This window comes from Leucobacter faecis, assembly GCF_054456695.2.
In genome coordinates, this window is sequence record NZ_JBTJER020000006.1 from 71,789 (window position 1) to 95,801 (window position 24,013).

The 24,013-nt window shown below is 63.6% G+C and carries 19 protein-coding genes; 11 read left to right on the plus strand and 8 right to left on the minus strand.

What is annotated here, in order from left to right; translation table 11 throughout:
* The first annotated feature begins 70 nt into the window (after positions 1 to 70).
* Entirely contained in the window at positions 71 to 2,629 is a 2,559-nt protein-coding gene (locus tag ACXR2W_RS08330; protein ID WP_458814576.1) for a VaFE repeat-containing surface-anchored protein, read from the plus strand.
* A 599-nt stretch (positions 2,630 to 3,228) separates the two neighbouring features.
* On the opposite strand, the gene ACXR2W_RS08335 is transcribed toward ACXR2W_RS08330, so the two are convergent.
* The 4 genes from ACXR2W_RS08335 to ACXR2W_RS08350 form a co-directional block, all read right to left on the minus strand.
* Positions 3,229 to 4,044, minus strand: a complete 816-nt coding sequence (locus tag ACXR2W_RS08335) for an ABC transporter permease (protein ID WP_458814574.1) — start codon at positions 4,042 to 4,044, stop codon at positions 3,229 to 3,231.
* A gap of 9 nt (positions 4,045 to 4,053) precedes the next feature.
* Positions 4,054 to 4,938, minus strand: coding sequence for an ABC transporter permease (locus ACXR2W_RS08340; protein ID WP_458814572.1), 885 nt, complete (start codon positions 4,936 to 4,938; stop codon positions 4,054 to 4,056).
* Positions 4,939 to 5,057: 119 nt separating this feature from the next.
* Complete coding sequence (locus ACXR2W_RS08345; RefSeq protein WP_458814664.1) at positions 5,058 to 6,254, minus strand: type 2 periplasmic-binding domain-containing protein; 1,197 nt, start codon at positions 6,252 to 6,254, stop codon at positions 5,058 to 5,060.
* Between the two features lie 106 nt (positions 6,255 to 6,360).
* Positions 6,361 to 7,512, minus strand: a complete 1,152-nt coding sequence (locus tag ACXR2W_RS08350; RefSeq protein WP_458814570.1) for an ABC transporter ATP-binding protein — start codon at positions 7,510 to 7,512, stop codon at positions 6,361 to 6,363.
* A 176-nt stretch (positions 7,513 to 7,688) separates the two neighbouring features.
* Between ACXR2W_RS08350 and ACXR2W_RS08355 the strand changes: the two genes are divergently transcribed.
* Both ACXR2W_RS08355 and ACXR2W_RS08360 read left to right on the plus strand, forming a co-directional pair.
* Positions 7,689 to 8,495, plus strand: a complete 807-nt coding sequence (locus tag ACXR2W_RS08355) for a FadR/GntR family transcriptional regulator (protein WP_458814568.1) — start codon at positions 7,689 to 7,691, stop codon at positions 8,493 to 8,495.
* Between the two features lie 29 nt (positions 8,496 to 8,524).
* Positions 8,525 to 9,256, plus strand: a complete 732-nt coding sequence (locus tag ACXR2W_RS08360; RefSeq protein WP_458814566.1) for a PDC sensor domain-containing protein — start codon at positions 8,525 to 8,527, stop codon at positions 9,254 to 9,256.
* Positions 9,257 to 9,432: 176 nt separating this feature from the next.
* Here the strand turns inward: ACXR2W_RS08360 and ACXR2W_RS08365 are convergent, their stop codons facing one another.
* Positions 9,433 to 10,563, minus strand: coding sequence for a mannose-1-phosphate guanylyltransferase (locus ACXR2W_RS08365; protein ID WP_458814564.1), 1,131 nt, complete (start codon positions 10,561 to 10,563; stop codon positions 9,433 to 9,435).
* Positions 10,564 to 10,790: 227 nt separating this feature from the next.
* Between ACXR2W_RS08365 and sdhC the strand changes: the two genes are divergently transcribed.
* The 7 genes from sdhC to ACXR2W_RS08400 all read left to right on the plus strand — a co-directional run bounded on the left by sdhC (position 10,791) and on the right by ACXR2W_RS08400 (position 17,444).
* Positions 10,791 to 11,207: a succinate dehydrogenase, cytochrome b556 subunit gene (gene sdhC / locus ACXR2W_RS08370; protein WP_458814562.1), complete on the plus strand. Its 417-nt coding sequence runs from the start codon at positions 10,791 to 10,793 to the stop codon at positions 11,205 to 11,207.
* A 17-nt stretch (positions 11,208 to 11,224) separates the two neighbouring features.
* On the plus strand, positions 11,225 to 11,668 hold the full coding sequence (locus ACXR2W_RS08375) for a succinate dehydrogenase hydrophobic membrane anchor subunit (protein ID WP_458814560.1): 444 nt from the start codon (positions 11,225 to 11,227) through the stop codon (positions 11,666 to 11,668).
* Positions 11,669 to 11,710: 42 nt separating this feature from the next.
* Positions 11,711 to 13,543 carry a succinate dehydrogenase flavoprotein subunit gene (gene sdhA, locus ACXR2W_RS08380; RefSeq protein ID WP_458814558.1) on the plus strand — a complete coding sequence of 611 codons (1,833 nt, stop codon included), beginning with the start codon at positions 11,711 to 11,713 and terminating at the stop codon, positions 13,541 to 13,543.
* A gap of 3 nt (positions 13,544 to 13,546) precedes the next feature.
* Positions 13,547 to 14,311 (plus strand): succinate dehydrogenase iron-sulfur subunit, encoded by a 765-nt coding sequence (locus ACXR2W_RS08385; protein ID WP_458814556.1) that lies wholly within the window; start codon positions 13,547 to 13,549, stop codon positions 14,309 to 14,311.
* A gap of 82 nt (positions 14,312 to 14,393) precedes the next feature.
* On the plus strand, positions 14,394 to 15,392 hold the full coding sequence (locus tag ACXR2W_RS08390; RefSeq protein WP_458814554.1) for a pseudouridine synthase: 999 nt from the start codon (positions 14,394 to 14,396) through the stop codon (positions 15,390 to 15,392).
* A 49-nt stretch (positions 15,393 to 15,441) separates the two neighbouring features.
* Entirely contained in the window at positions 15,442 to 16,293 is an 852-nt protein-coding gene (locus ACXR2W_RS08395; protein ID WP_458814552.1) for a YihY/virulence factor BrkB family protein, read from the plus strand.
* A 41-nt stretch (positions 16,294 to 16,334) separates the two neighbouring features.
* Entirely contained in the window at positions 16,335 to 17,444 is a 1,110-nt protein-coding gene (locus ACXR2W_RS08400; RefSeq protein ID WP_458814550.1) for an AI-2E family transporter, read from the plus strand.
* 17 nt (positions 17,445 to 17,461) lie between these two features.
* Here ACXR2W_RS08400 and ACXR2W_RS08405 read toward each other — a convergent pair whose 3' ends face one another.
* Positions 17,462 to 19,285 carry a phospho-sugar mutase gene (locus tag ACXR2W_RS08405; protein WP_458814548.1) on the minus strand — a complete coding sequence of 608 codons (1,824 nt, stop codon included), beginning with the start codon at positions 19,283 to 19,285 and terminating at the stop codon, positions 17,462 to 17,464.
* 116 nt (positions 19,286 to 19,401) lie between these two features.
* Here ACXR2W_RS08405 and ACXR2W_RS08410 point away from each other — a divergent pair, with 116 nt between their 5' ends.
* Complete coding sequence (locus ACXR2W_RS08410) at positions 19,402 to 19,524, plus strand: DUF8730 family Cys-rich protein (RefSeq protein WP_458814546.1); 123 nt, start codon at positions 19,402 to 19,404, stop codon at positions 19,522 to 19,524.
* Between the two features lie 372 nt (positions 19,525 to 19,896).
* Here ACXR2W_RS08410 and ACXR2W_RS08415 read toward each other — a convergent pair whose 3' ends face one another.
* Together ACXR2W_RS08415 and ACXR2W_RS08420 are read right to left on the minus strand one after the other, a co-directional pair.
* Positions 19,897 to 21,318, minus strand: coding sequence for an MFS transporter (locus ACXR2W_RS08415; RefSeq protein ID WP_458814544.1), 1,422 nt, complete (start codon positions 21,316 to 21,318; stop codon positions 19,897 to 19,899).
* Positions 21,319 to 21,457: 139 nt separating this feature from the next.
* Entirely contained in the window at positions 21,458 to 24,007 is a 2,550-nt protein-coding gene (locus ACXR2W_RS08420) for a helix-turn-helix transcriptional regulator (protein WP_458814542.1), read from the minus strand.
* Positions 24,008 to 24,013: the final 6 nt, after the last annotated feature.

Here is a 24,013-nt window from a genome sequence, read left to right on the forward strand (position 1 = left end):
GATGAACACATTGGACAAGCTAGAGGGGGCGAGACCCCGTTTGAAGAGACTCGCGAGGTTACTGGGGACTGTGTTGATCACGGTCGGGCTCGTAGCAGCCCCCGTGACGGCCGCCTCAGCAGTCGATTCGGGCGACGCGGTTCACGTCGGCGCCAAGGTCGGGTATGGGGGCACAGGCATGTGGCCGGTGTGGTACGAAACCCCCGCGACAGGAGAACCGGATGGGTGGGCTTACTGCATCGAGCACGACCTGTCGTCGAGGTCGAACACAGAAGCGATTGTTGGTGACTTCACCGAGTTCCTCGGCTCGAACCACTTCGTTGACTCCGCGGTTCAGGGCAAGGTTCTCTGGGTGCTCGCGAACGGGTACCCGGCGGTCAGCCTGACAGATCTCGAAGCGGCTGCGGGCATCACCGAGCTCACCGAGAACGACGCCATCGAGGCGACCCAGTACGCGATCTGGCGCTACACGGACTTGGCCTGGGACGCGGACTGGAACTGGGAAACCGACAACTCAAAAGACCTCTACTGGTACCTGGTCAACGGCGTGAACACCCACCCTGGCCTGGCTCCGGGCGATGCCGAGGTCACGGCGACGATCGCCGCGCCGAGTGGCGCCCAGACGAGCGACAGCCTCGTCGGCCCGTTCGTCGTGAGTACGAACCAGGCAGCGGTGTCTGTGTCCACACCGGACTTCGACATCGTCGACGCCGCAGGAAACCCGATCGCCACTGACGCCGTCGTGGACGGTCAGGAAATCTACCTCGATGTGCGCGGGGCGACTACGACCGGGTCTGCGACGGTGTCTGTGTCTGCAGCAGCGGGAGGCCCGACGGGGAATATTATCTCGGTCCCCGTCCAGGGCTCGCAGACCCCGACCACCGGCAGTCACGCCCAGTCCATCATCCTCGTGCAGGCGAGCACGAGCACTGCCGGCGATAGCGCCGACGTGACATGGACGGGCCAGGACGCCGCTGAGCCGTCGATCGGCACCTCGCTTGTGGACTCCGCTGACGGCGACCGAGTGCTGGCCTGGAACGGCGGCACCGTCGTCGATACCGTGGCCTACCAGAACCTGGTTCCGGGCACGGAGTACACCGTGACGGGTGAGCTGATGAACAAGGCAGATGGTTTGGGCACTGGGATTACCGGTAGCACGACCTTCACCCCGACCGAGGCCAACGGCTCTGTTGACGTGACCTTCACGGTGCCGACTGGCTTTGCTGGTGAGGTGCTGGTCGCGTACGAGCAGCTCTTCGAGGGCGACGAGGCGACCGGCGACCCGGTTGCTGTTCACGAAGACATCAACGACGCAGCTCAGACCGTGACGGTCGAGGAGGCGCCCGCCGCTGAGGAACCGGCCATCGGAACCTCCTTGGTCGATTCGGCTGATCAGGATCACGTCCTGGGCTGGAACGGCGGCACGGTGGTCGATACCGTCGCCTATCAGAACCTCACCCCGGGCACCGAGTACACCGTGACTGGCGAGCTGATGAACAAGGCTGATGGCTCGGGCGCCGGGATCACGGGCAGCACGACCTTCACCCCGACCGAAACCAATGGTTCCGTCGACATCACTTTTATCGTGCCCGAGGGGTACGCGGGCGAGACTCTCGTGGCCTTCGAGACCTTGGCCAGCTGGAACGGAGCTACTTTCGTCCCTGTTGCATCACACGAGGACATCGACGACGCAGCGCAGACCGTCACGGTCGAGGAAGCGCCCGTCGTTGAGGAACCGGCGATCGGTACGTCGCTGGTGGACTCGGCCGATCAGGACCACATCCTGGGCTGGAACGGCGGCACCGTGATCGACACCGTCGCTTACCAGAACCTCACCCCCGGCACCGGGTACACCGTAAGCGGCGAGCTGATGCACAAGGCTGATGGCTCTGCGACGGCTATTACCGGCAGTACGACCTTCACTCCGACCGAAGCCAACGGCTCCGTAGAGGTCAGCTTCGTCGTACCGGCCGGCTTCGCCGGTGAGGTGCTCGTCGCCTACGAGCAGCTTTTCGAGGGCGACGAGGCTACCGGCGAGCCTGTCGCTGTCCACGAGGACATCGACGACGCAGCGCAGACCGTCACGGTCGAGGAAGCGCCCGTCGTGGAGACCCCCGTCATGGGTACCTCGCTGGTCGATGCAGCCGACCAGGACCATGTCCTGACGGCCAAGGGTGGCAAGGTGATCGACACGGTCGCCTACCGGAATCTGACGCCGGGCACGGAGTACACCGTCACCGGTGAGCTTATGAACAAGGCCGACGGCAGCGCCACCGGCATCAAGGGCTCCACGACCTTCACTGCTGCCGAGGCCAATGGCACGGTCGATGTGGAGTTCACGGTCCCGGCAGGGTTCGACGGTGAGGTGCTCGTGGCGTTTGAGCACCTTTTCGAGAGTGCGGGGGCAACCGGTAAGCCCATCGCTGAGCATACGGACATCAACGACGCGGCGCAGACCGTGTCGGTCTCGAAGCCCGGCACCGAAAAGCCGTCCGGCCCGAACAACGAGCACCTGCCGACCACCGGTGGGACGCTCCCATGGATCGGAGCCGGTGCGGCCGGCCTGCTCCTCGTCGCAGGTGGAATGCTGCTTCTAGCACGGCGCAAGCAAGCAGTGTCCAACGCTTAGTTGTAGACGCGCTTGAGTGCTGAATCGAGTGGGTGAGTCGGGAAAACCAGCTCACCCACTCGATTGTTTGTCATAGACGAAGACCCCAACGCAGTGGCGCCCCTGGGTCTATCGAGTTTGTCTTTCTGGGCAATGAAGGAGTCGCAGAACCCAGCAAGCAGATTGAGTGTTTCTATGGATCCTGCGATTCGCGAGCTCATGCAGGGTGACGTGGGGTGGGGTCGCGCAGGATGACGTGGGAGTTGCGCAACGTACCCCACTGCCGGTCATTCTGCGCGACGGAGGAGCCGGGTTGCACTCGTGCAGGAGATCAGCACTCGTGCAGGATCAAAACCCTAATTCGGTCCTGCATAAGCGCTGATCTCCTGCATGAGTGCAAGTTGAGCGTTGAGTCTTGGATCCTGCGATTCGCAAGCTCACGCAGGATGACGTAGGGGTGTGCGTCAGGCAGGATGACGCGGGGTGGGGTTCGCGCAGGGCTGTGCATGTTGGGGGACGGGCGAAGGGCCCGGTCTCACCGCTTGGTTGGGTCTGGCAGGAGCGGCGGCGAAGCCGCTGCGACCGGAGAGCAGTGAGACCGGGCCCTTCGCCCGTCGCGCCTACTTCAACTCTTTCGCGGCGTTTGCCGAAGCGCGCTGCGAGAAGTAGACCGGAATGAGCGACAGCAGAATGATGAGCGTCGCGACCACGTTCACCTGGTTCGCCTCGTTGGGGCGCCCCATCTGGTTCATGAACCACAGCGGCAGCGTGTCGACACCGGGTGGGGCGGTGAAGATCGTCACGTACACCTCGTCGAACGACAGGGCGAAGGCGAGTAGGCCACCGGCAATGAACGCGCTGCGAAACTGCGGAAAAGTGACTGACCGGAACGTCTGCATGATGCCTGCGCCGAGATCCATCGAGGCCTCTTCGAGGTTCGGGTTCATGCGGCGCAGCCGCGCGATTACGTTGTTGAACACCATCACGACACAGAACGTGGCGTGGGCGATGATCATGCCCATGTAGCCGACCTTGATGCCGATCGGGTCGAGCACCTGGTAAAAGGTGTTTGACAGTGCCACACCGGTGACGACGCCCGGCAGGGTGATCGGCAGAATGATGATCAGGTTGACGGTCTCGCGACCGTAAAACTTGAACCGCTGCAGCGCGAACGCCGACAGGGTGCCCAGCAGCAACGCGATCGCGGTGGCTGACGCTGCGACGATCACCGAGTTAAGTACGGCGGCGTGCATCGCCGGGTTGGTGAGCGCCTTCTCCCACCACACGAGTGAGAAGTTAGAGACGGGCCAGCCGGCGACGCGGTTGGCGTTGAACGAGTTCACCACGATCACGAACAGTGGAACGTAGGTGCAGACAATAATGAGGGCGGTGATCACCGAGAGGGTGATCTTGGTACCCCGGCCAAGGCGCAACATTGCGGCCTCCTAGATGTTCTCGATGGCGCCGCTCTTACGAACGACGAGCAGGTAGACAACCACGATCACGATGGGCACGACCGAGAAGGCGGCCGCCACGGGCGGGTTGAGGTTGATGTTGGAAGCGATGATCGTACCGATCATCTGGGTTGATCCACCCACGAACTTCGCGGCGAGGTAGTCGCCGAGGCTGAGGGAGAACGTGAAGATCGATCCGGCGATCAGGGCGGGCTTCAGAAGCGGCACGATGACCGTGAAGATGGTGCGCATGCCGTGCGCGCCCAGGTCGGCTGAGGCGTCGAACAGGTTGTGTGAGACCTGGCTCACCGCGGTATATACCGGGATCGCCATGTACGGAAACCACAGGTAGACGAGCGCGATGATGGTGACGAAGACGCCGTAGCCGGGGCTGTGAATACCAAACGGCCCAAGCACTGAATTGATGAAGCCACCGTCAGAAAATACGATCCGGATCGAGAGAATCTTGACCAGGTAGCCTGCCCAGAGTGGCAGGGTGACCATGACCGCGAGGGCGGCGCGCTGCCAGGGGCGTGCGATCTTGGCCATGTAGATGGCGAGGGGGATCGAGAGGGTGGCGCAGATCGCGGTGACCGCGAGTGCGATGCCGAGCGTGCGCAGCGCGGCATTGAGGTAGGCCGGCACGGTCACGATGCTCGCGAAGTGGTCGAGCGTAAACCCCGGCTTCACCTTTGAAGTGAAGGGGTCAGTCTCCCAAAATGCGGTGATGAGCATCAAAACGACGGCGAGAATATAGACGCCGACGAGCCACACCATGGGAAGTGTCAGCAGCGCGGCGAGGCGGCCCTTGGGGTGCCTGTGCAGGGCTGAGGAGACCGGCTTGGGCCGGGTCTCGAGGAAGGTTGGGGTCGACACGACGATTCCTTACGTGAGTGGATTCGATGGGGTGCGAGTCGTGGGGTGCGATTCGGTGGGTTTTGGTCCGGTGGCGGGAATGCTCCCGCCACCGGAGTGTGTGCGGAGACCTGCGGGGCTTAGCCCTTAACGGTCATCCAGGCGTCGGTCCACTGCTGGAAGTTGGTGCAGGTCACATCTGTGCGACCGTCGATGCACTGCTCGATGGGCGTCGTCCAGAACCACACCTTTGAGAAGTACTCCTCGTCGGTGGCGTTGAACGTCTCGCAGTGCTCGCGTGCCTCGTCGCTGGTTTCACAGAACGCTGCGTTGGCCGGGGCCATACCGAAGTTCATGGCGATCGCGCCGTTCACGTCAGGGGCCGAGGTGTAATCCATCCAGAGGTAGCCACAGGTGGGGTTGGCCGACTTCGACGCGAGCATCCACGCGTCTGACCAGCCGGTCGATCCCTCGTCGGGCAGCACACCCTCGAGCGCAGGGTTCTCAGACAGCTTCTTCAGCACCTCCCATGAGGTGCCCGCCACGACGTCGCCGCCGTTGAACGCGGTGATCTGTGCGGTGGGGTCTGACCAGTAGTCGCCGATGATCTTGTTCTGCTGCTTCAGTAGATCAACGGCGGCCGCGAGCTGGGTTTCGTCGAGGGCGTAGGGGTTCGTGATGCCCAGGTCGGGCTCGTGCGCCATCAGGTAGACGGCGGCATCGGCGATGTAGATCGGTGCGTCGTAGGCGATGATCTTGCCGGCGTAGGGGCTGTCTGACTCCCACGCGATGTCCCAGCTGGTGGGAGCGTCTTTCACCACGTCGGTGTTGTACTGCAGAATGTTGGCGCCGCGACCGATGGGCACACCGTATGACTGGCCGTTGAGGGTGTCGTACAGCTGACCCTTCATGCCCTCCACGATGTCGTCGCCAAAGTTGGGAATCAGGTCGAGGTTGAGCGGCTGCACGTCGCCGCCCACGATGAGGCGCAGGCTCGCATCGCCCGAGGCCGACACGAGGTCGTAGTTGCCGGTGCGCATCAGCTGCACCATCTCGTCTGAGGTGCCCGCGATCTTGCGGTTGACCTTGCAGCCGGTGTCTTCTTCGAACTGCTTGGTCCACTCGGGCTCAACGAAGCCCGACCACGCGACGATGTTGACTTCGCCCTCGGGGTCGCCGAGTTCACCCAGCATGGGTACGTCGGGCACGTCGATCTTGAGTTCGCTCGAGCCGCCGCCCGAGGCGTCGCCCCCAGCATCGCCGCTTGAACAGCCCACGAGTGCGAGCCCCAGGGCCGCCGCCATGGCCAGCGGAACGGCCAGCATCTTCTTGTTCATCATGACTCCTTTGTGTGATGCCCCGGTGTCGGGGAAGTGGTTGCCTGCGCAGCAGCTGTGCTGCGCGAAGCGGTAGTGGGTTTATGGGTGGTTGAAGGGACGGCGCCTAGGCCGCGGCCCGGTCGCTGCTCGACGCGGTGCCCGGAATGGGAGTCGCGTGGTCGTAGCGAAACGCTACGTTGACGCGATCGCCGCGAGTCACGCCCTGCGACGCAGACGGGGTGTGCGAGTTGTGCTTCTCTGCGATGATGCGCACGCCCTGGTCGGTGTCGACGAGGTACTTGGTGTTGGGCCCTGCATACACCGCTTCGGCGATGGTGCCGGCGAGCGAGACGACGCCCGGCTCAAGCTGGTCGGCAGGGCCGAGAAGCTCGACGCGCTCGGGGCGCACACTGTGAACGCAGGCCTCGCCGAGCAGACGACCCGAAAGCTCTGCGGGCAGCAGGTTCGTGGTGCCCAAGAACTTGGCGACGAACTCGGTTTGAGGGAACTCGTAGACCTCTCGTGGCGAGCCCACCTGCTCGATCTTGCCGTTGTTGAACACGGCCACGCGATCTGAGAGGGTCAGCGCCTCCTCTTGGTCGTGCGTCACGAAGATGAACGTGATGCCTACCTCGCGCTGAATCTGCTTCAGCTCGACCTGCATCTGCTCGCGCAGCTGCTTGTCAAGCGCGCCAAGCGGCTCATCGAGCAGGAGCACGCGCGGGCGCAGGATCAGGGCGCGGGCGAGCGCGATGCGCTGGCGTTGACCACCAGAGAGTTGCGAGGGGCGACGCTCGGCGACCTGCGCAAGCTGCACCTGTTCGAGGGCTTCAAGTACGAGCTTGTCGCGTTCGGCCCGGGGCACCTTGCGCACCTTGAGCCCGTAGGCCACGTTCTCGGCGATGGTGAGGTGCGGAAACAGGGCGTAGTCCTGAAACACCGTGTTGACCTCGCGGTCGAACGGGGCGTCGCGGGTGACGTCGACACCGTGCAGTTCGATGCTGCCCGAGGTGACGGCTTCAAACCCCGCGATCATGCGCAGCACCGTGGTCTTACCCGAGCCAGAGGGGCCGAGCATCGAGAAGAACTCGCCATCGCGAATCTCGATATCGAGATCTTTCACCGCGGTGAAATCGCCGAACTGCTTGGTGACCTGCTTCACCGATACCGCGGTCGTCGCGGTGGTGAGCAGGCTGGTGTGTTCCTCGTTTTTGCGGGGCCTGGTTCGGCTGCTGCCGAACCCTCCCGCAACACCTGGGGAAGAAGTATGTGACATGTCGTCGCTCCTCAACATCATTGTCGAACCGTTGCAGAAACATTAACATACGTTTTAATAGGTTTAAATACGGATCAAGATTTGTTCATTACAATTCGGTCACGGTCGACACAGTTAGGCTTGAATCAACAGCTGTCAGACTCTGGTGAATCCCACACACGAATGGAGGGTGCGCGGTGAGCTCAACGTTTACGCAGTCCCCGCCTAGTCGCCTGCGCACGGCCGCCTTTGCGCCGATTGGTGACGAGGGGCGCACCGAGCTCGTCGAGTCACGTCTCGTGCAAGCCATTTCGGTGGGGGCCTTCACCGAGGGGGAGCGGCTTCCCAGTGAAACTGAGCTGTCGGCGCTCATGGGCGTCGCGGTCGTCACTGTGCGCGAGGCGCTGAGCGGCCTGCGGCACCGCGGCCTCATCGAAACGAAGCGCGGGCGCAACGGCGGTAGCTTCGTGCGCACCAGCAGCGGTGCGGTCGAAGAGGTTAACGCGCGTGCGCTCATGGAAATGCCCCGCGTCGCGCTCGCCGACCTCGGCGTGCACTACGAAGTCGTGTCGGCGGCGTGCGCCGAGTATGCCTGCCAGCGCGCCACCGCCGAGGAGCTCGAGGTGGTGGCGGGTGTGCTCGTGCAGGCGCGCGATCTCGAACGCGACCAGTGGCGCAAGCGCGTCACCGAGGTGCAGCTCGAGCTTGCTGCTCTCAGTCAGTCGGTGCGGCTCACCAACGAGCACGTGCGCGTGCAGACCGAGTTCACGCCGCTGCTCGCGCTGCAAGATCTCGACGAGAACGCGCGCATTGCGACGCACGACGCGCTCACCGCGCAAATCGACGCGACGCGCGCGGGCGACGTCGCCGCTGCTCGCATTGCGGTGCGCGACAGTGTGCGCGGGTCACTGCGCTGGCTCGTGCGGTTTCGCGCTGAGCTCCTCGCGTTGCCGCCTGGCAGCGAACTTCATGACACACTGGAGTCACGCCGCCTCGCACGCTGAGCGGCAAAAGCCTCACTGGGGAGGGGACCATGCCACAGGATCCGGCGCAGTACGACGACGTGCTGCACGAACTGTTGAACCGTGTTGACGCGTTCTTCGACGGCGTTTTTGCGCCGCTCGAACGCTGGCTGCCAGAGCTCGAGGCGACACTGCGCACGCATCTTGCCGGGGGCCGGATCACGGGCGCGCAGCTCGCGCACGCGCTTGAGCGTGGCGCGCACGCGATCCTCGACGAAACCGAACGCCCGCTCTACGGCGCGGGCTACTGCGCGAGCGACGTGATCGTCGCTGAGGGAAATCCGCTCGCCTGGTGGCAGGGGCCCGAACGCAGTCTGCTGGCGTCGTCAACGTTTGGGCCGGGGCAAGCCGCCATCGACCTCGTTCGCCTCGAGTGGTACCGAGTGCCCGAGAGCACGGGCAAGCGGCACGTCGCGGGGCCGTTCGTTGACTACCTGTGCTCGAACGAGATCACGATCACCTCGGCGCTGCCACTGATCGTCGAAGGTGGGTTTTGGGGGGTCGCCTGCGCCGATGTGCTCGTGCACTCACTCGAGGGCGCAATGCTGAAAGACCTGTCGATCGCCAAGGACGTGACCCTCGTGAACGCGAGCGGCCGCGTGGTCATCTCGACCGATCCCGACTACGAAACGGGCGACCGCTACGCCGGTGTCGGCGCTGTGGCGAGTGTCGCCGAGCTCGGGGAGGACGTGCGGGTCGCAACCTCCGAGAAGTACCCGTTCTCGCTCATCATGCCCGCCTAGCGGCCACTCCTCGTCATTCTGCGGGAGCTTGCGACTCGCAGAATCATTGGGTGTGGATCCTGCGACTCCTCCGTCGCGCAGGATGACGGGGGAGGGTGCTCCCACAGAATGACGGGGGAGGGTGCTCATTTTCACGTCATTCTGCGGGAGCTTGCGACTCGCAGAATCCAGGGCTGCTAGAGCAGGTGGCCGCCGCCCGATACCTTCATGCGGCCCACGAGATTCTTGACCTCTTGCGCCTTCGCCTTGGTCGTCACGAGCAGCACGTCGGCGGTGTCAACGACCACGACGTCTTCGACCCCAACGAGGGCAACGAGTCGGTCGCTTTCTGAGACGACGATGCCGCTCGAGGCGTCAGACAGCACCTGAGCGCGGTCGCCGAGCACGGCGAGATCGTTACCGCGCCCGCGCGTGAGCAGGTTCGCGACCGACGCAAAGTCGCCCACGTCGTCCCACTCGAAGTGCGCGGCGACGCAGACCATCTTGCCGGCCTTCGCGGCCGGCTCAGCGACGGTGTAGTCGATCGCGATCTTGGGGAGGGTGGGCCACAGACGTTCGCGCACCGCTGCACCCCGGTCAGTGCCCCACGCCGCCGCGATCTCGCGCAGCGAAGCAACCATCTCGGGCTGCTGCTGGGCCATCTGGTCGAGCAGCACCGTCGCGCGCGCAATAAACATGCCCGCGTTCCACAGGTAGCCGCCATCTTCGAGATACGCGCGGGCCACATCCGCCTCGGGCTTTTCGACGAACGACTTCACGTCGTAGAGATCAAACTTCGCCAGGTCACCGCGCGCCTCACCCGCCTCGATGTAGCCAAACCCCGTCGCGGGGTGGCTGGGGCGAATGCCAATCGTCGCAATGTAGCCCTGATCCGCCGCTCGAACAGCGGTCTCGACGGCCCGCTGAAACAGCACCTCGCCCCGGATCACGTGATCGGCCGCGAAGGAGCCAATGATCGCGTCGGGGTCCCGTAGCTCCAGGATCGCGGCCGCGAGCCCGATCGCGGCCGAGGAGTCCTTGGGTTCGCTCTCGGTGACCAGGTTCTCTGGGAGCAGCTGGGGGAGCTGCTTCTCGACGAGATCACGGTGCGATACGCCCGTCACGACGAGCACGCGCTCTGGGGGAGTGATCGGTGCGAGCCGATCCCAGGTCGTGCGCAGCAGCGAATCACCAGAACCCGTCAGATCGAGCAGAAACTTCGGTGCATTTGCGCGCGAGAGTGGCCACAGCCTTGAGCCGACACCTCCGGCTGGAATCACGCACGTGAAGCGGTCGAGAGGGGCCGTGGAATTCGCGACGTCGGACATGTGCCTAAGCGTAGTCTGTGCCGCTGAGGGGTGAGTCGAACATAACGATCCGGTGCGAGAACACGCGCCCACGGCAGCTGTGTGCGGGGCAGCTCTCGAATGGTGTCATAATGGGGGCGCAGCGGATTCTCAGCGGAGTTGTGTTTGGGGTGCCCCCGCGACTGTCTGAGTGCCGCACTGTTAAGTGCCGAGTATGGCTCGGCGATGCAGAATCTAGGAGGAAGCTCGTGTCAGCCCATACGGCAGATGCCGCGCCAGCGGTGAAAAAGAAGAGTCGCCCGGGCGGCACGCTGTATCGCGGGAACGAAGGAATGTGGTCGTGGGTGCTGCACCGCATCACCGGCGTCGCAATTTTCTTCTTCTTGCTGGTGCACGTGCTCGACACCGCGCTGGTGCGTGTCAGCCCCGAGGCCTACAACGCAGTGATGGCGACCTACAAGACCCCGATCATGGGACTGGGTGAAGCCGCTCTCGTCGCAGCGATCGTGTTCCACGCATACAACGGCATTCGCATCATTCTGGTCGATTTCTGGAGCAAGGGCGCGCGTTACCACCGCACCATGTTCTGGATCGTCATCGTGCTGTGGGCCGTGACGATGGCCGGCTTCCTGCCGCGCCACCTGATGAACGTGTTCGGTCACTAGGGCGAGGGAGAAGCACCATGGCTATGACGATTGAATCCCCGCGCGCCAAGACCCCGGCGGCAAAGCGTACCAACTGGGAAAAATGGGGCTGGATCTACATGCGCGTCTCGGGCGTGCTGTTGCTCGTGCTCGTGTTCGGTCACCTGTTCTCGAACCTGATGATCGGTGACGGCGTGCACGCCATCGACTTCGGCTTTGTTGGCGGCAAGCTGTCGCAGCCGTTCTGGATGGTGTGGGACACGCTACTTCTGTGGCTTGCCCTGATCCACGGCGCGAACGGCATGCGCACCATTGTGAACGACTACGTCACACGCCCCGGCCTTGCGAAGGCGTTTCGCGTGGCACTGTTTCTGTCGGCGGCGCTGCTGATTCTGCTCGGCACGTTTGTGATCTACACGCTTGACCCCTGCCCGGCGGGCGCTGACCCGTCGCTGGTCGCGTCGTTCTGCACGGCCAAGTAGCGGTCACCCCAGGTTTCTAGAGAATCGAAGAATAGGACTCACGTGGCTACAAATACCCATGAGGGCGAAGAGGTCACCGTCAAGGACGGCGTTACCTACCACCAGTTCGACGTAGTGATCGTCGGCGCAGGCGGCGCAGGCATGCGCGCCGCGATCGAGGCGGGCCCCAAGGCCAAGACTGCGGTCATTACCAAGCTGTACCCCACTCGCTCGCACACGGGCGCGGCGCAGGGCGGCATGGCCGCGGCGCTCGCAAACGTCGAGGAGGACAACTGGGAGTGGCACACCTTTGACACGGTCAAGGGTGGGGATTACCTCGTCGATCAAGACGCAGCAGAGATCCTGGCGAAGGAAGCCATCGACGCGGTCATCGACCTCGAGAACATGGGTCTGCCCTTCAACCGTACGCCCGAGGGTAAGATCGACCAGCGCCGCTTCGGTGGCCACACGCGTGACCACGGTAAGGCCGCTGTGCGTCGTGCCTGCTACGCAGCCGACCGCACCGGGCACATGATTCTGCAGACGCTGTACCAGAACTGCGTCAAGCTGGGCGTCAACTTCTTCAACGAGTTCTACGTGCTCGACCTGGTGATGACGGGCGAGGGCAAGGACCGCAAGGCGTCAGGCGTCGTCGCATACGACCTCGCCACCGGCGACATTCACGTGTTCCAGGCTAAGTCGATCGTGTTTGCGACCGGCGGCTTCGGCAAGATCTTCAAGACGACGTCAAACGCACACACCCTCACGGGTGACGGCGTGGGCATCGTCTGGCGTAAGGGCCTGCCCCTCGAGGACATGGAGTTCTACCAGTTCCACCCGACCGGCCTCGCCGGCCTCGGCATCCTCCTCACCGAGGGTGCCCGTGGTGAGGGCGCGATCTTGCGTAACGCGAGCGGCGAGCGCTTCATGGAGCGCTACGCACCCACCATTAAGGACCTCGCTCCCCGCGACATTGTCGCCCGCTCCATGGTGCAAGAGGTGCTCGAAGGCCGCGGCGCTGGCCCGCACAAGGACTACGTCTACCTCGACTGCACCCACCTGGGCGCAGAGGTGCTCGAGACCAAGCTGCCCGACATCACCGAGTTCGCGCGCACCTACCTGGGCGTCGACCCCGTCACCGAGCCGGTACCGGTGTTCCCCACCGCTCACTACGCAATGGGTGGCATTCCCACCAACGTGCAGGCAGAGGTGCTGATGGACAACGACACCGTCGTTCCCGGCCTCTACGCTGCGGGCGAGTGCGCGTGCGTGTCGGTGCACGGCTCGAACCGCCTCGGCACCAACTCGCTGCTCGATATCAACGTGTTCGGTAAGCGTGCCGGTAACGCCGCCGCTGACTACGCGAAGACGGCCGAGTTTGTGCCGCTGCCCGAGGGCGCCGCCGACGAGGTCATCAAGATGGTCGCGCAGTTCCGCGAGGGCAATGGCACCGAGCGTGTTGCCGACCTGCGGCGTGAACTGCAGGAGAACATGGACCGCGGCGCTCAGGTGTTCCGCACCCACGAGACGCTCACCGATGTGCTCGGCGTGATTCACGATCTGCGCGAGCGGTACAAGAACGTCGGCGTGCAGGATCGTGGCATGCGGTTCAACACCGATCTGCTCGAGGCAATCGAGCTCGGCTTCTTGCTCGACCTCGCCGAGGTGCTCGCGTACACCGCGCGTAACCGCAAGGAGAGCCGTGGCGGCCACATGCGCGACGACTACCCGAACCGCGACGACGAGAACTACATGAAGCACACCATGGCGTACCTCACGGGCGATGCAAAGTCGGCCAACCCCGAGGACCACATTCGCTTGGACTGGAAGCCGGTCGTCTTCACGAAGGACGAAAACGGCGAGCTGCGGTACCCGCCGCTGGAGAGGAAGTACTAGGTCATGAGCAACTCACACGCTCCGGGAAACCCTTCGGAAGAAGCAGGGATCAAGCCGTTCACGGTTACCCTGCTCGTGCGCCGCTACCTGCCCGAGTCGGGCCGGGAGGCATACTGGGAAGACTTCGACGTCGAGATGTACCCGACGGACCGTATTCTTGACGCGCTGCACAAGATTAAGTGGGACATGGACGGTACGCTGTCGTTCCGCCGCTCGTGCGCGCACGGCATCTGCGGCTCTGACGCGATGCGCATCAACGGTAAGAACCGTCTCGCGTGCAAGACCCTGATCAAGGATCTTGACATCACGAAGCCGATCTATGTTGAGGCGATCAAGGGCCTGCCCCTTGAAAAGGACCTCATCGTCGACATGGAGCCGTTCTTCGACGCGTACCGCGCCGTACAGCCGTTCCTCATTGCGGGCAACAAGCCCGAGGGCGGCAAGGAGCGCATCCAGTCGGCTGAGGAGCGCGAGCGGTTCGACGACACCACCAAGTGCATTCTGTGCGCCGCGTGCACCTCGTCGTGCCCCGTGTTCTGGACGGACGGGCAGTACTTTGGCCCCGCCGCGATTGTGAACGCGCACCGCTTCATCTTTGATTCGCGTGACGACAGCGCCCAGGTGCGCCTCGACGTGCTCAACGACAAGGAAGGCGTGTGGCGGTGCCGCACAACCTTCAACTGCACCGACGCGTGCCCCCGTGGCATTCAGGTGACCAAGGCTATCGCCGAGGTCAAGAACGCGATCATCACGGGTAAGACCAGCTAGATCCTGCGACGCACAAGCGCCCCGCCCAGCCCCTACCGGGGGACGGGCGGGGCGCTTCGCGTATCGCCGGTAGACTCGTGTGGTGCCCCCTCGTTCCCCGCTGCCGCAGCGCTTCGGCCTTGACGCCGCCTGGCTGCGCACGACCGACGGTGTACCGGGCGGGGCGCCCGAGTGGCGGCTTGTGCGCGACTGGCTACACGCCCGCGTTGGCATGCACATCGACGTCGACGACTTTATTGCGCAGGGCCGCTTCGTCTACCAGGCAGGCGACCCGGTGCAGCCGCAAGATCCCTACCGGCATAACCTTTTCGTCTGGTTCCACCGTGACCTGGCCCCCGAAACCCCGGTGCCCGGCCAGATTCGCATCGTGCACCACGACGAACGGCTCGTGGTAATCGACAAGCCCGCGTTCTTGTCGACCATTCCGCGCGGCAAACACGTGCAAGAGAGCGTCGTGGTGCGGCTGCGCAACGCACTAGGGTTGCCCGAGCTCACCCCCATTCACCGGCTCGACCGGGTTACGTCGGGGCTGCTCGTGCTCACGACCGACCGCCGGTGGCGCGGGCCGTACCAGTCGATGTTTCAGCGTGCCGGCGCCATCGAAAAGACCTACCACGCGGTCGCTCCCATCGACCCCGCCCTGCCGCTGCCCGTCGAAATCGAGAACCACCTCGCCAAAGAGCACGGCGTGATGCACGCCGAAATTGTGCCGGGTGCGCCCGTCAATGCGCGATCCGGCATCGCGTTAGAGCGCGAGCTCACCGCGGCAGAGGCAGCCAACGCCCGCAGCTACGACACCCCCAGCGAGGCCTGTGGCGAGGCGAGTCCAGGCGTGGCGCGGCCCCTCGGACTGTACCGGCTCACGCCCCACACGGGACGCACGCACCAGCTGCGGCTGCACATGTGGGCCGCGGGCGTACCGATCGTGGGCGACCCGCTCTACCCCGTAGATCGGGGAGCTGCGATCGACGATTTCACGACCCCGCTGCAGCTGCTCGCGAGCAGGCTCTCGTTCACCGACCCGGTTTCGGGCGCGGCGCGCTCGTTCGCGAGCGGCCTCGCGATGCCGCTTGCGCCCTAGGATGTTGGATATGCAGAAAGCGCGGTGGACACGACTGAAGGACCGCGTGATGGCGCTTCGCCCGGTGCGCGCCTGGTCGCACTTCACCGACGTGGGCGGCAGCGTGCTCTCGGGCGGCATGAGCTACCAGGCCCTGTTTGCGGTGTTTGCGGCGTTGTACGTGGGCTTCAGCGTGTTTGGCATCTGGCTGCGCGAGCACCCAGAACTGCTCGCGACGATCGTCGAGCAGATCAACCTGTTCGTGCCGGGCCTGCTCGGAAAGAATGGGGCGGTGCAGCTGAACGGGCTGCTCGAAGCGCGCGCGCTCAGCGTGAGCGGCATCATCGCGAGCGCCTCGCTGCTCTGGATCGCGCTCAACTGGTTCACGGGCACCAGGCGTTCGATCCGGATCATTTTTGGCCTCGAAGTGAAGCAGTATCGCAACGCCGTGCTGCTGAAGCTGCGTGACTTTCTGCTCGCGCTGCTGTTTTCGGCCGCGATCGTGGTGTCGGCGGCGCTCACGATCTTGATGTCGAGTCTCGCCCACATGGTGCTCGGGTGGACGGGATTGTCTGAAGGCAACTGGCTGTTTAGCACCCTGGGGTTAGTGACGCGGTATGGGGCGGTGTACCTGTTTGACCTGCTGCTGCTGGTCGCGATGCACAAGTACCTGGCCGAGGTGGTCGTGCCGCGCCTGCACCTGTTAATGGGGTGCGCGCTGGGGGCGGGCGGCCTGCTCGTGCTGAAACTGCTGGGCGCGTCGCTCTTGGGCGGGGCGTCGCGCAACCCGCTGCTGGCCACGTTTGCTGTCGGTGTCGCCCTGCTCTTGTGGTTCAACTTTGTGTGCCGCACGCTGTTGCTCACCGCATCGTGGATCGCGGTGGGCGAAGACAAGACGCTGGGGCTGCCCGAAGAGGACTGAGCACGGCGTGCTGTCAGCGAGGGCGGCACTACGCTAGTAACGTGAATCCAACACCCAGGCCTCCGCAACCGAGCCCGGCTCAGTCTAGCCAGGCTCCGTCTAGCCCGGCTCCGGGCAGCGCCGTCATGCTGCTCGTGGGGCTCGCGTCGGCCGTGGTCGTGCTGTTTGGCGTGTGGGTGGCCCGTGGTGTGATTGGGCCGCTCGCGCTGGGAGTCGTGATCGTGATGATCTGCCACCCGCTGCGCAGGCCGCTCGAGCGCATCGGGCTGCCACGCTGGGCTGCCACCACCGCGGTGATTCTCGTCGCATATGCTGTGCTCGCGGCGATGGCCGCGCTGCTCTATTACGCGGGCGCCGAGTTCGTGGCGCTCGTGCGCAGTTCGGCGTCGGAGTTTCAAAAGACCGTGACCGAGATCATGCACCTGCTGCAAGACCTGGGCCTCGAGAAGCAAGCGTCTGACGCGCTCGTGTCAGTGCTGCGCCCCGAAACGATCATCGCCTACGTCTCAAACCTCAGCGGGCTCATGATCGGCGTGTTCACCGGGTTCTTCTTCGTGCTCGCGTACGTCATCTTTATCGCGATCGACGGCGCACGCTACGCCCGTGCGACGAACGAGTTTGGTGAGCGCGTCGCCCCCACAATGCAGCGCTTCGCGGGGTACGCCAGCAGCGTGCGCCGCTACTACGTGGTCAACGCGAGCTTTGGCCTGCTCGTCGCGGTGATCGATGGGCTTGCGCTGTCGGCGCTCGGCGTGCCCGCGCCGCTCGTGTGGGCGATTCTCGCCTTCATTACCAACTTCATCCCCAACATTGGTTTCGTGCTGGGGCTCGTGCCGCCGGCGCTTGTCGCGCTCGCGGTGGGCGGCTGGCCGCTGATGCTCGCCGTGATAGCGATCTACTGCGTCGTGAACGTGGTGCTGCAGGTGATGGTACAGCCGAAGTTTGTCGCAGACGCCGTCGACCTGAGCCTCACGCTGAGCTTCTTCTCGGTGATTTTCTGGACGCTTGTGATCGGGCCGCTCGGCGCGATCCTGTCGATTCCGTTGACGCTGCTTGTGCGGGCACTGCTGTTTGAGGGCGACCCTGGCAAGTGGTGGATCAGGTGGCTGTCGGGTGACGACAGCGCACGGCCGCCCGCCGCAGCGGCTTAGCGCGGCCCCGCCAAACGCTACAGCCTGAGCCCGTCGACGTAGCCGCGCACGGCAGACTCGAGGCGGGTGAGCGCTGCCTCGGCATGCTGCCTGCGCGCAACTGCATCGCCGTCATCGCTAAACGTATCGAGGTACACCTTGAGCTTGGGCTCGGTGCCGCTCGGGCGAATCATGACGCGGCTGCCGCCCTCGAGGTCGTAGCGCAGCACGTTGGCGGGCACCGCCGCCTCACCGGGGGTGAGCAGGTCACGCACCCGAGTTACTTTGCTGTCACCAAACTCCGTGGGCTGCATTTCGCGCACCTTCGCTGAGAGCGCGGTTGCCTCGGCCATTGACTCGAACCGCAGCGTCACCTGGCTGCTCGCGAAGTGGCCAAAGAGCTCGCTCGCGTCGTCGAGCAGATCCCACACCGTGCGCCCCTCGGCGTGGAGCTCGCGCACCATCGCGATCGCGTCGGCAGCGGCCGAGATGCCGTCCTTGTCGCGCACGTGCCCCGCGTGGGTGAGATAGCCGATCGCCTCTTCAAACCCAAATAGCAGCCGCGGTACGCGGGCCACCCACTTAAAGCCAGAGAGCGTCTCGGCGTAGTCGAGGCCGTAAGCTTCGGCGACGGCGCGCAGCGCGGGGGAGGAGACGTTGGTGCACGCGAGCGTGCCACGCGGTGTGCGGCCGCGCAGCTTTGCCTCGGCGGTTTCGCGCTCGGCCGCACGCCAGCCGAGCAGCAGCCCGAGCTCGTTGCCGGTGAGCCTGCGGTACTGGTTCGCCGCAAAGCGGGGTCGCTGCCGGTAGGTGCGCACAGCGGGCTGAGCGGTGCGGACGGGCGCCTTCACCGCGATCGCCACGCGGTCGGCGTCGGGGTCGTTGGCCACCACCAAGTCGGCATTCATGTCGCCCGCGGTACGAAACGCGAGGTCGAGCGCACCCGGCTCCTCGGGGTTCGGAAACTCTAGGGACGGAAACGACGGGTCTGGCTCGTCTTGCTCTGCCACGACGGTGACGCTCGGCAGCCCTGCCGACAAGAACACCCGGCGAGCGGTGGCAGAGCCGACGCCGTGCATGGCCGTGTACACGACCTTCAGGTCGGTGTCATCGCCGCGGGCGCGGCCCGGGCGCTTCGGGTCTTGCGGCAGTCCAAGCAGCACCGCAGAGGCCGTTTCGGCCACGTAGGCGTCTGCGACACCCGCACCGAGCTTCACGATGTCATATGAGCGCGAGATGGCGCCCGGCGTGATCTGTGAGGCGCGCTCAATGTGCGACGCGATCTCTGCGTCGATGGGAGGCGCGACCTGGGCGCCCTCGTCGGCCCCGCCCAAGTAGACCTTGTAACCGTTGTCGGCGGGAGGGTTGTGGCTCGCCGTGATCATGACGCCCGCTGACACCTGCAGGTGTCTCACCGCAAACGCGGTGAGAGGGGTGGGGCCAGGCTCGGGCAGCATGAACACGCGCACCCCGGCCCCAGCCATCACCTCAGCGGCGTCACGGGCAAATACGGCTGACCCCGTGCGCCCGTCGTAGCCAATCACGACAGAGGGCGGGTCTTGCGCGAGCGCGTCGGCCTTGCTTGCACGCTCGAGCAAAAACGCGGCGAACCCGGCGCTCGTTTGCGACACGACCACTCGGTTCATGCGCTTGGAGCCAGCGCCAATTTTGCCGCGCAGCCCGGCAGTGCCAAACGCGAGGCGGCCGTCGAATGCGTCGTGCAGCTCGGTGATCGCGCTCTCTTGCCCCTCGCGCGCACGCGCGACGAGTGAACGGGCCTGGTGCCTGGTCGCAGGGTCAATGTCTGCCGCAGCCCAGGCCTCGGCCTCGGCCATGCGCTGTTCGAGTTCTGCAGACGTCATTTCAACCCTTTCCGTACCCCACGAAGTGGCGTAATTCTCTCACGGTACCAGCCGTATCCAAGCTGAAACTGCAGACGCAGGTTAGGCTGTAAGGGTTTTTGACGAAAGGAACAACTATGTGCTCTCCCGTGCGCTGCGCGACGTGTGAAAAGACCACCTGGGCTGGCTGCGGCCAGCACATTGAAGAGGCGCTCGAGGGCGTCGCGGCGGCAGACCGCTGCACCTGCCCCCGCGACTAACTACGCGGTAGCATCGACGTCAGGCGACCTGCGGAGGTTTTCCGTGGTCATCTCGCGGGAGCTTTCACTTGGTCATTCACGTCGAAGCTATTGCGCCAAGCGAGTCGCAGAACCCACGTTCGTGTGGATCCTGCGACTCCTTCGTCGCGCAGGATGACGAGGGTTGTGGATCCTGCGACTCCTTCGTCGCGCAGGATGACGAGGGGAAGCGCGCGGTGCCCTCCTTCGTCATTCTGCGCGAGCTTGTGTCACCCTTTCCGTCATTCTGCGTGCGTGGATTGCTAAGGAGAAACGCGCCAGCGTTTGTCGCAATTCACGTTGGCGCCATTGCGCCAAGCGAGTCGCAGAATCCATGACGTAGGTGGTGGGGAGCTACGCCTCGATGTCGATGTTCTTGGTCTCGCGGGTGAGAATCAGCGAGATGAGCGTGAGCACCGCGGCACCCGTGAGGTAGAACCCAACGTAGATCGGGCTGCCGCCCGCGAGACCCCACAGCCACACCGCGATGATCGGTGCGAGGGCGGCGCCCAAGATCGACGACACGTTGTAGGCGACGGCTGATCCGGTGTAGCGCACGTTCGTGGGGAACATCTCGGGCAGAAACGCGCCCATGGGGCCGAAGGTGAGGCCCATGAGTGTGAACCCGAGTGCGAGGAAGAACATGACGAGCGCGGTGCCGCCGCCCAGAAGCGGCACGAACAAGAACCCGAAGAGCGCGATGGCGATCGTGACCCAGATGAGCGTCTTGCGGCGGCCGAAGCGGTCGGCGAGCGGGCCCGACACGAGCGTGAAGATGCCAAAGAAGACAACGCCGAATACGAGCATCAGAATGAAGTCATTGTACGAGTAGCCGAGTCCGGGCACGTAGGCGGCGGCGTCGAAGTCGACGCCTGCGGCGTTCGCGGCCTTCTCGGCGACCTCGAGGCCGGGGCGCGTGCCAAACGTGAGCGTGTACGACGTCATCAGGTAGAACAGCACATAGGTGGCGAGCATCGCAAAGGTGCCCAGAATGAGCGCGCGCCAGTGTTCCTTGAACGCGACGGCGATGGGCATCTTGGTGACCTTGCCAGCCTCCTTCGTGCGCTCGAACGCGCTCGACTCGACGAGCTTGAGTCGCACCCACAGGCCCACGACCACCATCACGGCCGAGAACAAGAACGGGATGCGCCAGCCCCAGGCGAGGAACGCGTCTGACGCGATGCCGGGTTTTGTCGGGTCGGCGAGGCCCATGTTGATGACATAGAACAGCATGTTCGCGATGATGAAGCCGATGGGGGCACCGAGCTGCGGGAACGTGCCGTACCAGGCCCGCTTACCCTCGGGGGCGTTCTCGGTGGCCACGAGCGCTGCGCCCGACCACTCGCCGCCGATCGCAAAGCCCTGGGCGAGGCGCATGACGAGCAGCAGCACCGCTGCCCACATGCCGATCTGATCGTGCGTGGGCAAAATACCGATCAAGAAGGTTGCCACACCCATCGTGATGAGCGATGCCACGAGCGTGGTCTTGCGGCCGAGCCGGTCACCCAGGTGACCGAAGAAGATCGCACCGACGGGGCGGGCGAGCATCGCCGCGCCAAACGTGGCGAACGATGCGAGCAGCGCGGTCGTCTCGTTGCCGGTGGGGAAAAAGAGGTGCGGAAACACCAGGACGGCCGCGGTCGCGTAGACGTAAAAGTCGTAGAACTCGATCGTCGTGCCGACGAGGCTCGCGAGAATCACGCGCGAGGTCGAGTTGCGCGGTGTACGGGCCTGTTGGTTTGTGGGTATGGCTGGTGTAGCGGGCGTAGTGCTCAAGAGGGGAGACTTTCGGGGATCGAAGAAAGCGCGAGCCCCGCAACGTCGATGTGGTGAGATGACCTGCGCTATTGAAGACGTGGTTCCTTGTGGGATCCTCCCGTTAGCTTACGGGGTTTGTGGGGTGCGTTCGCGGCAGTTACAGCAAGAGGCCAATTTGATGGGCCACGTGTAGGGCGTCATCTCGACTTGAAACGTCAAATTTACGATAGATCGACTTCAGGTGATCACGCACGGTGTGCACGCTGAGGTTGAGCTCCCGGGCAACGTTTGGGGCGGTGCCGTGCACTGAGATTGACTGGAGCACCCGGAGTTCTGCGGCCGTGAGACGGCGTACTGACGTTCTGGCGGGAGACGCGGTGCTTTCGCGATTGGACCCTTGAGCGCTTGAAGAGTGCCCGGTTGCGGCAGTCACAGCATCATCAGCGTTAGAAGCGGGCGTCGTAATTCTGTCGTAGGAGACAAGGGGGCGGAGGGAGGCGCTAAGGCCAGATGAAACGAATCCATAGTCGCATATCAAACGTCGAGCCAAACGGCCGCTGTCGCTCGTCGTCGCTGTAAGGCTTTGAGAGGGCCCAGGCGGCACATGCGTGCCGTCGATCATGAGATCAGCTGCTTCGACACAGAGGAGCGCCTCAACAGATCGTCGGAGGTGGGTATTCTGGATAGCTCGGTCGTGCACTCTACGTGCAATCGACCGTGCGCGAGCATACTGTCGGACTTCAAACGCGGCGTACGCGTTTGCCAAATGGGGGACCGAACCTTTGACGGGATGTGGTGAATCCTGCTGGCCGAGGAATGAGAGCCGCGCAAGAAGCTCGCTGAGTAGCTCATCGTTGCCTCGCATCGGTATGGCCACGCGCTTTAGCGCCCGGATCTGAACGCTGAGTTCTTTTGCTGCCTGAGCAGGTCCGTATCTTTGCGCCGAGAGCTGAGCACCAAGCCAGATCACAAATGGTCGAAGTTCGAGTGATCGTACCCGTTCGTTGAGTGAACGCCAGAACGCGAAGGCCTGCTGAGTTTGGTTACGCTCAAAAGCGACAATCGCTTTGGCGATCTCAAGCGGCTTAGTGGAAAAGTTTCTCCGCTTGTCTAGCTCACCGTGGGCTCGCTCCCACTCCTCAACTCGAGTCACTGCTGAGCGTAAATCGCCCCGAGCTGCCGAAATGAGCGCGCCTAATGCCTCAGCGTACACGGAGCTTGAGGGCGAGAGACCATGCGTGCGTGGGATGACCTGTGTCATGGTGATGGCCAGATTCTTCCACCACTCAGCATCACTGAAATTGCCTAGCGCGATGTGTGTCACAGCAGCATGGCAAGCGATTGTCGCAAACGTGGGCCACGATCTGCGCAGATCCGCCTTCGTGAGTGAATCAAATTGTTTCTGTAACTGAGTGAGCGCGTCCACACAAGTACGTTCATCACCTTGCAAACGACTCGCATGGATTTTGGCTGCAGTGATCGCGATCGTGAGAACGTCTGCCTGATGGTGAGGTACCTCGTTCAACACCTCGGCAATCTCACCCGCACGAAGTGCGTCCGCAGGTCGAGGTGCCCCACTATTAAGAACGGTAGGAAGAAGAATGCTGTATCTGAGGATTGGGTACCGGTGCTGTGCCTCTACTGGAATGCTGCTGAGTAGGCTCAGCAATCCGCTGGCAGGATCTACCAGTGAAATGGTAGTGCACCTGAGCAGTAGCTCATTGACCAAATGCCAGTTTTTTTGGGCGAACGCTGCCTGAAGCGCTTGCTCAGGGTAGGGCGATCGAAGCGCGAGTGCGACGGCTCGTTCTGTCGAGATTTTTTGGGAGGCCTCGCCTTTGTGAAGGTTGTTGCCCTCGTTGTCGGGACGAATCACCATCCAAATATCTTGGTGGAGGGCCTTTTGTAGCGAGTACCAACGGGTTCCATTTGAGTCAATGCGCTGGCGCATGAACGTTGCAGACAGTTGCGTTAGCACGCGAGCTGCGTCAAATTCAGGCACGCCCGCAATGGATGCCAGTGAGTCTGGCGAGATCTCTTCAATACTGCAAGCTACACGCGTAAGTTCTTGCATCGCAGGCGACATTTGCGATGCGTAGTGCGTGATGAACTCTCGTGCAAACCCGGCGCTCGCTTCTCCGTGGTTAATCTGCCCCAAGACCGCGAGCGGCCAGCCCGCGGTCGCATCGACGATGTGGGCAGCTTGGGTCGTTAGCTTGGCGGCGTCATTTGAGTCTGGCGCGAGGTCTGCGTGTTTCAGGTCGAGAAGTTCCTGCACTTCACCAACAGTGAACTGGAGCATATCGTCGTCAATTACCGCGCTTGAGACGCGAAGACGAGACAATGGTGCATCTAGCGTGCCCATGTCATGGCCAAGCAGGATCAGATGAACATTTGGCAATCGTTCGAGCGTCGTCAGTACGAGCTCATCATGAAGTGGAAACTGAGGGCCAGGGTAGTTGTCGACAATAATGACGAGACGTTCAAGTCGCGCGGCGAGCGTGTGGAGCAGATTCCAGTCAGGGAACTCGTGAGGCGACGGAAACAAAGGCGGTAGGTCGCCCTCTTCAACGAGTCTGGCAGCCTTAAGAGTGGCCGAAATTGCTGTCCAGAGCTTTACGTTCCCGGCGCAGTCAGCCCATACAACGTGCGAGCCTCGCTCATGCGCGGCCTGCGCAAGTTGCACACCAAGCGCGGACTTGCCCATTCCTCG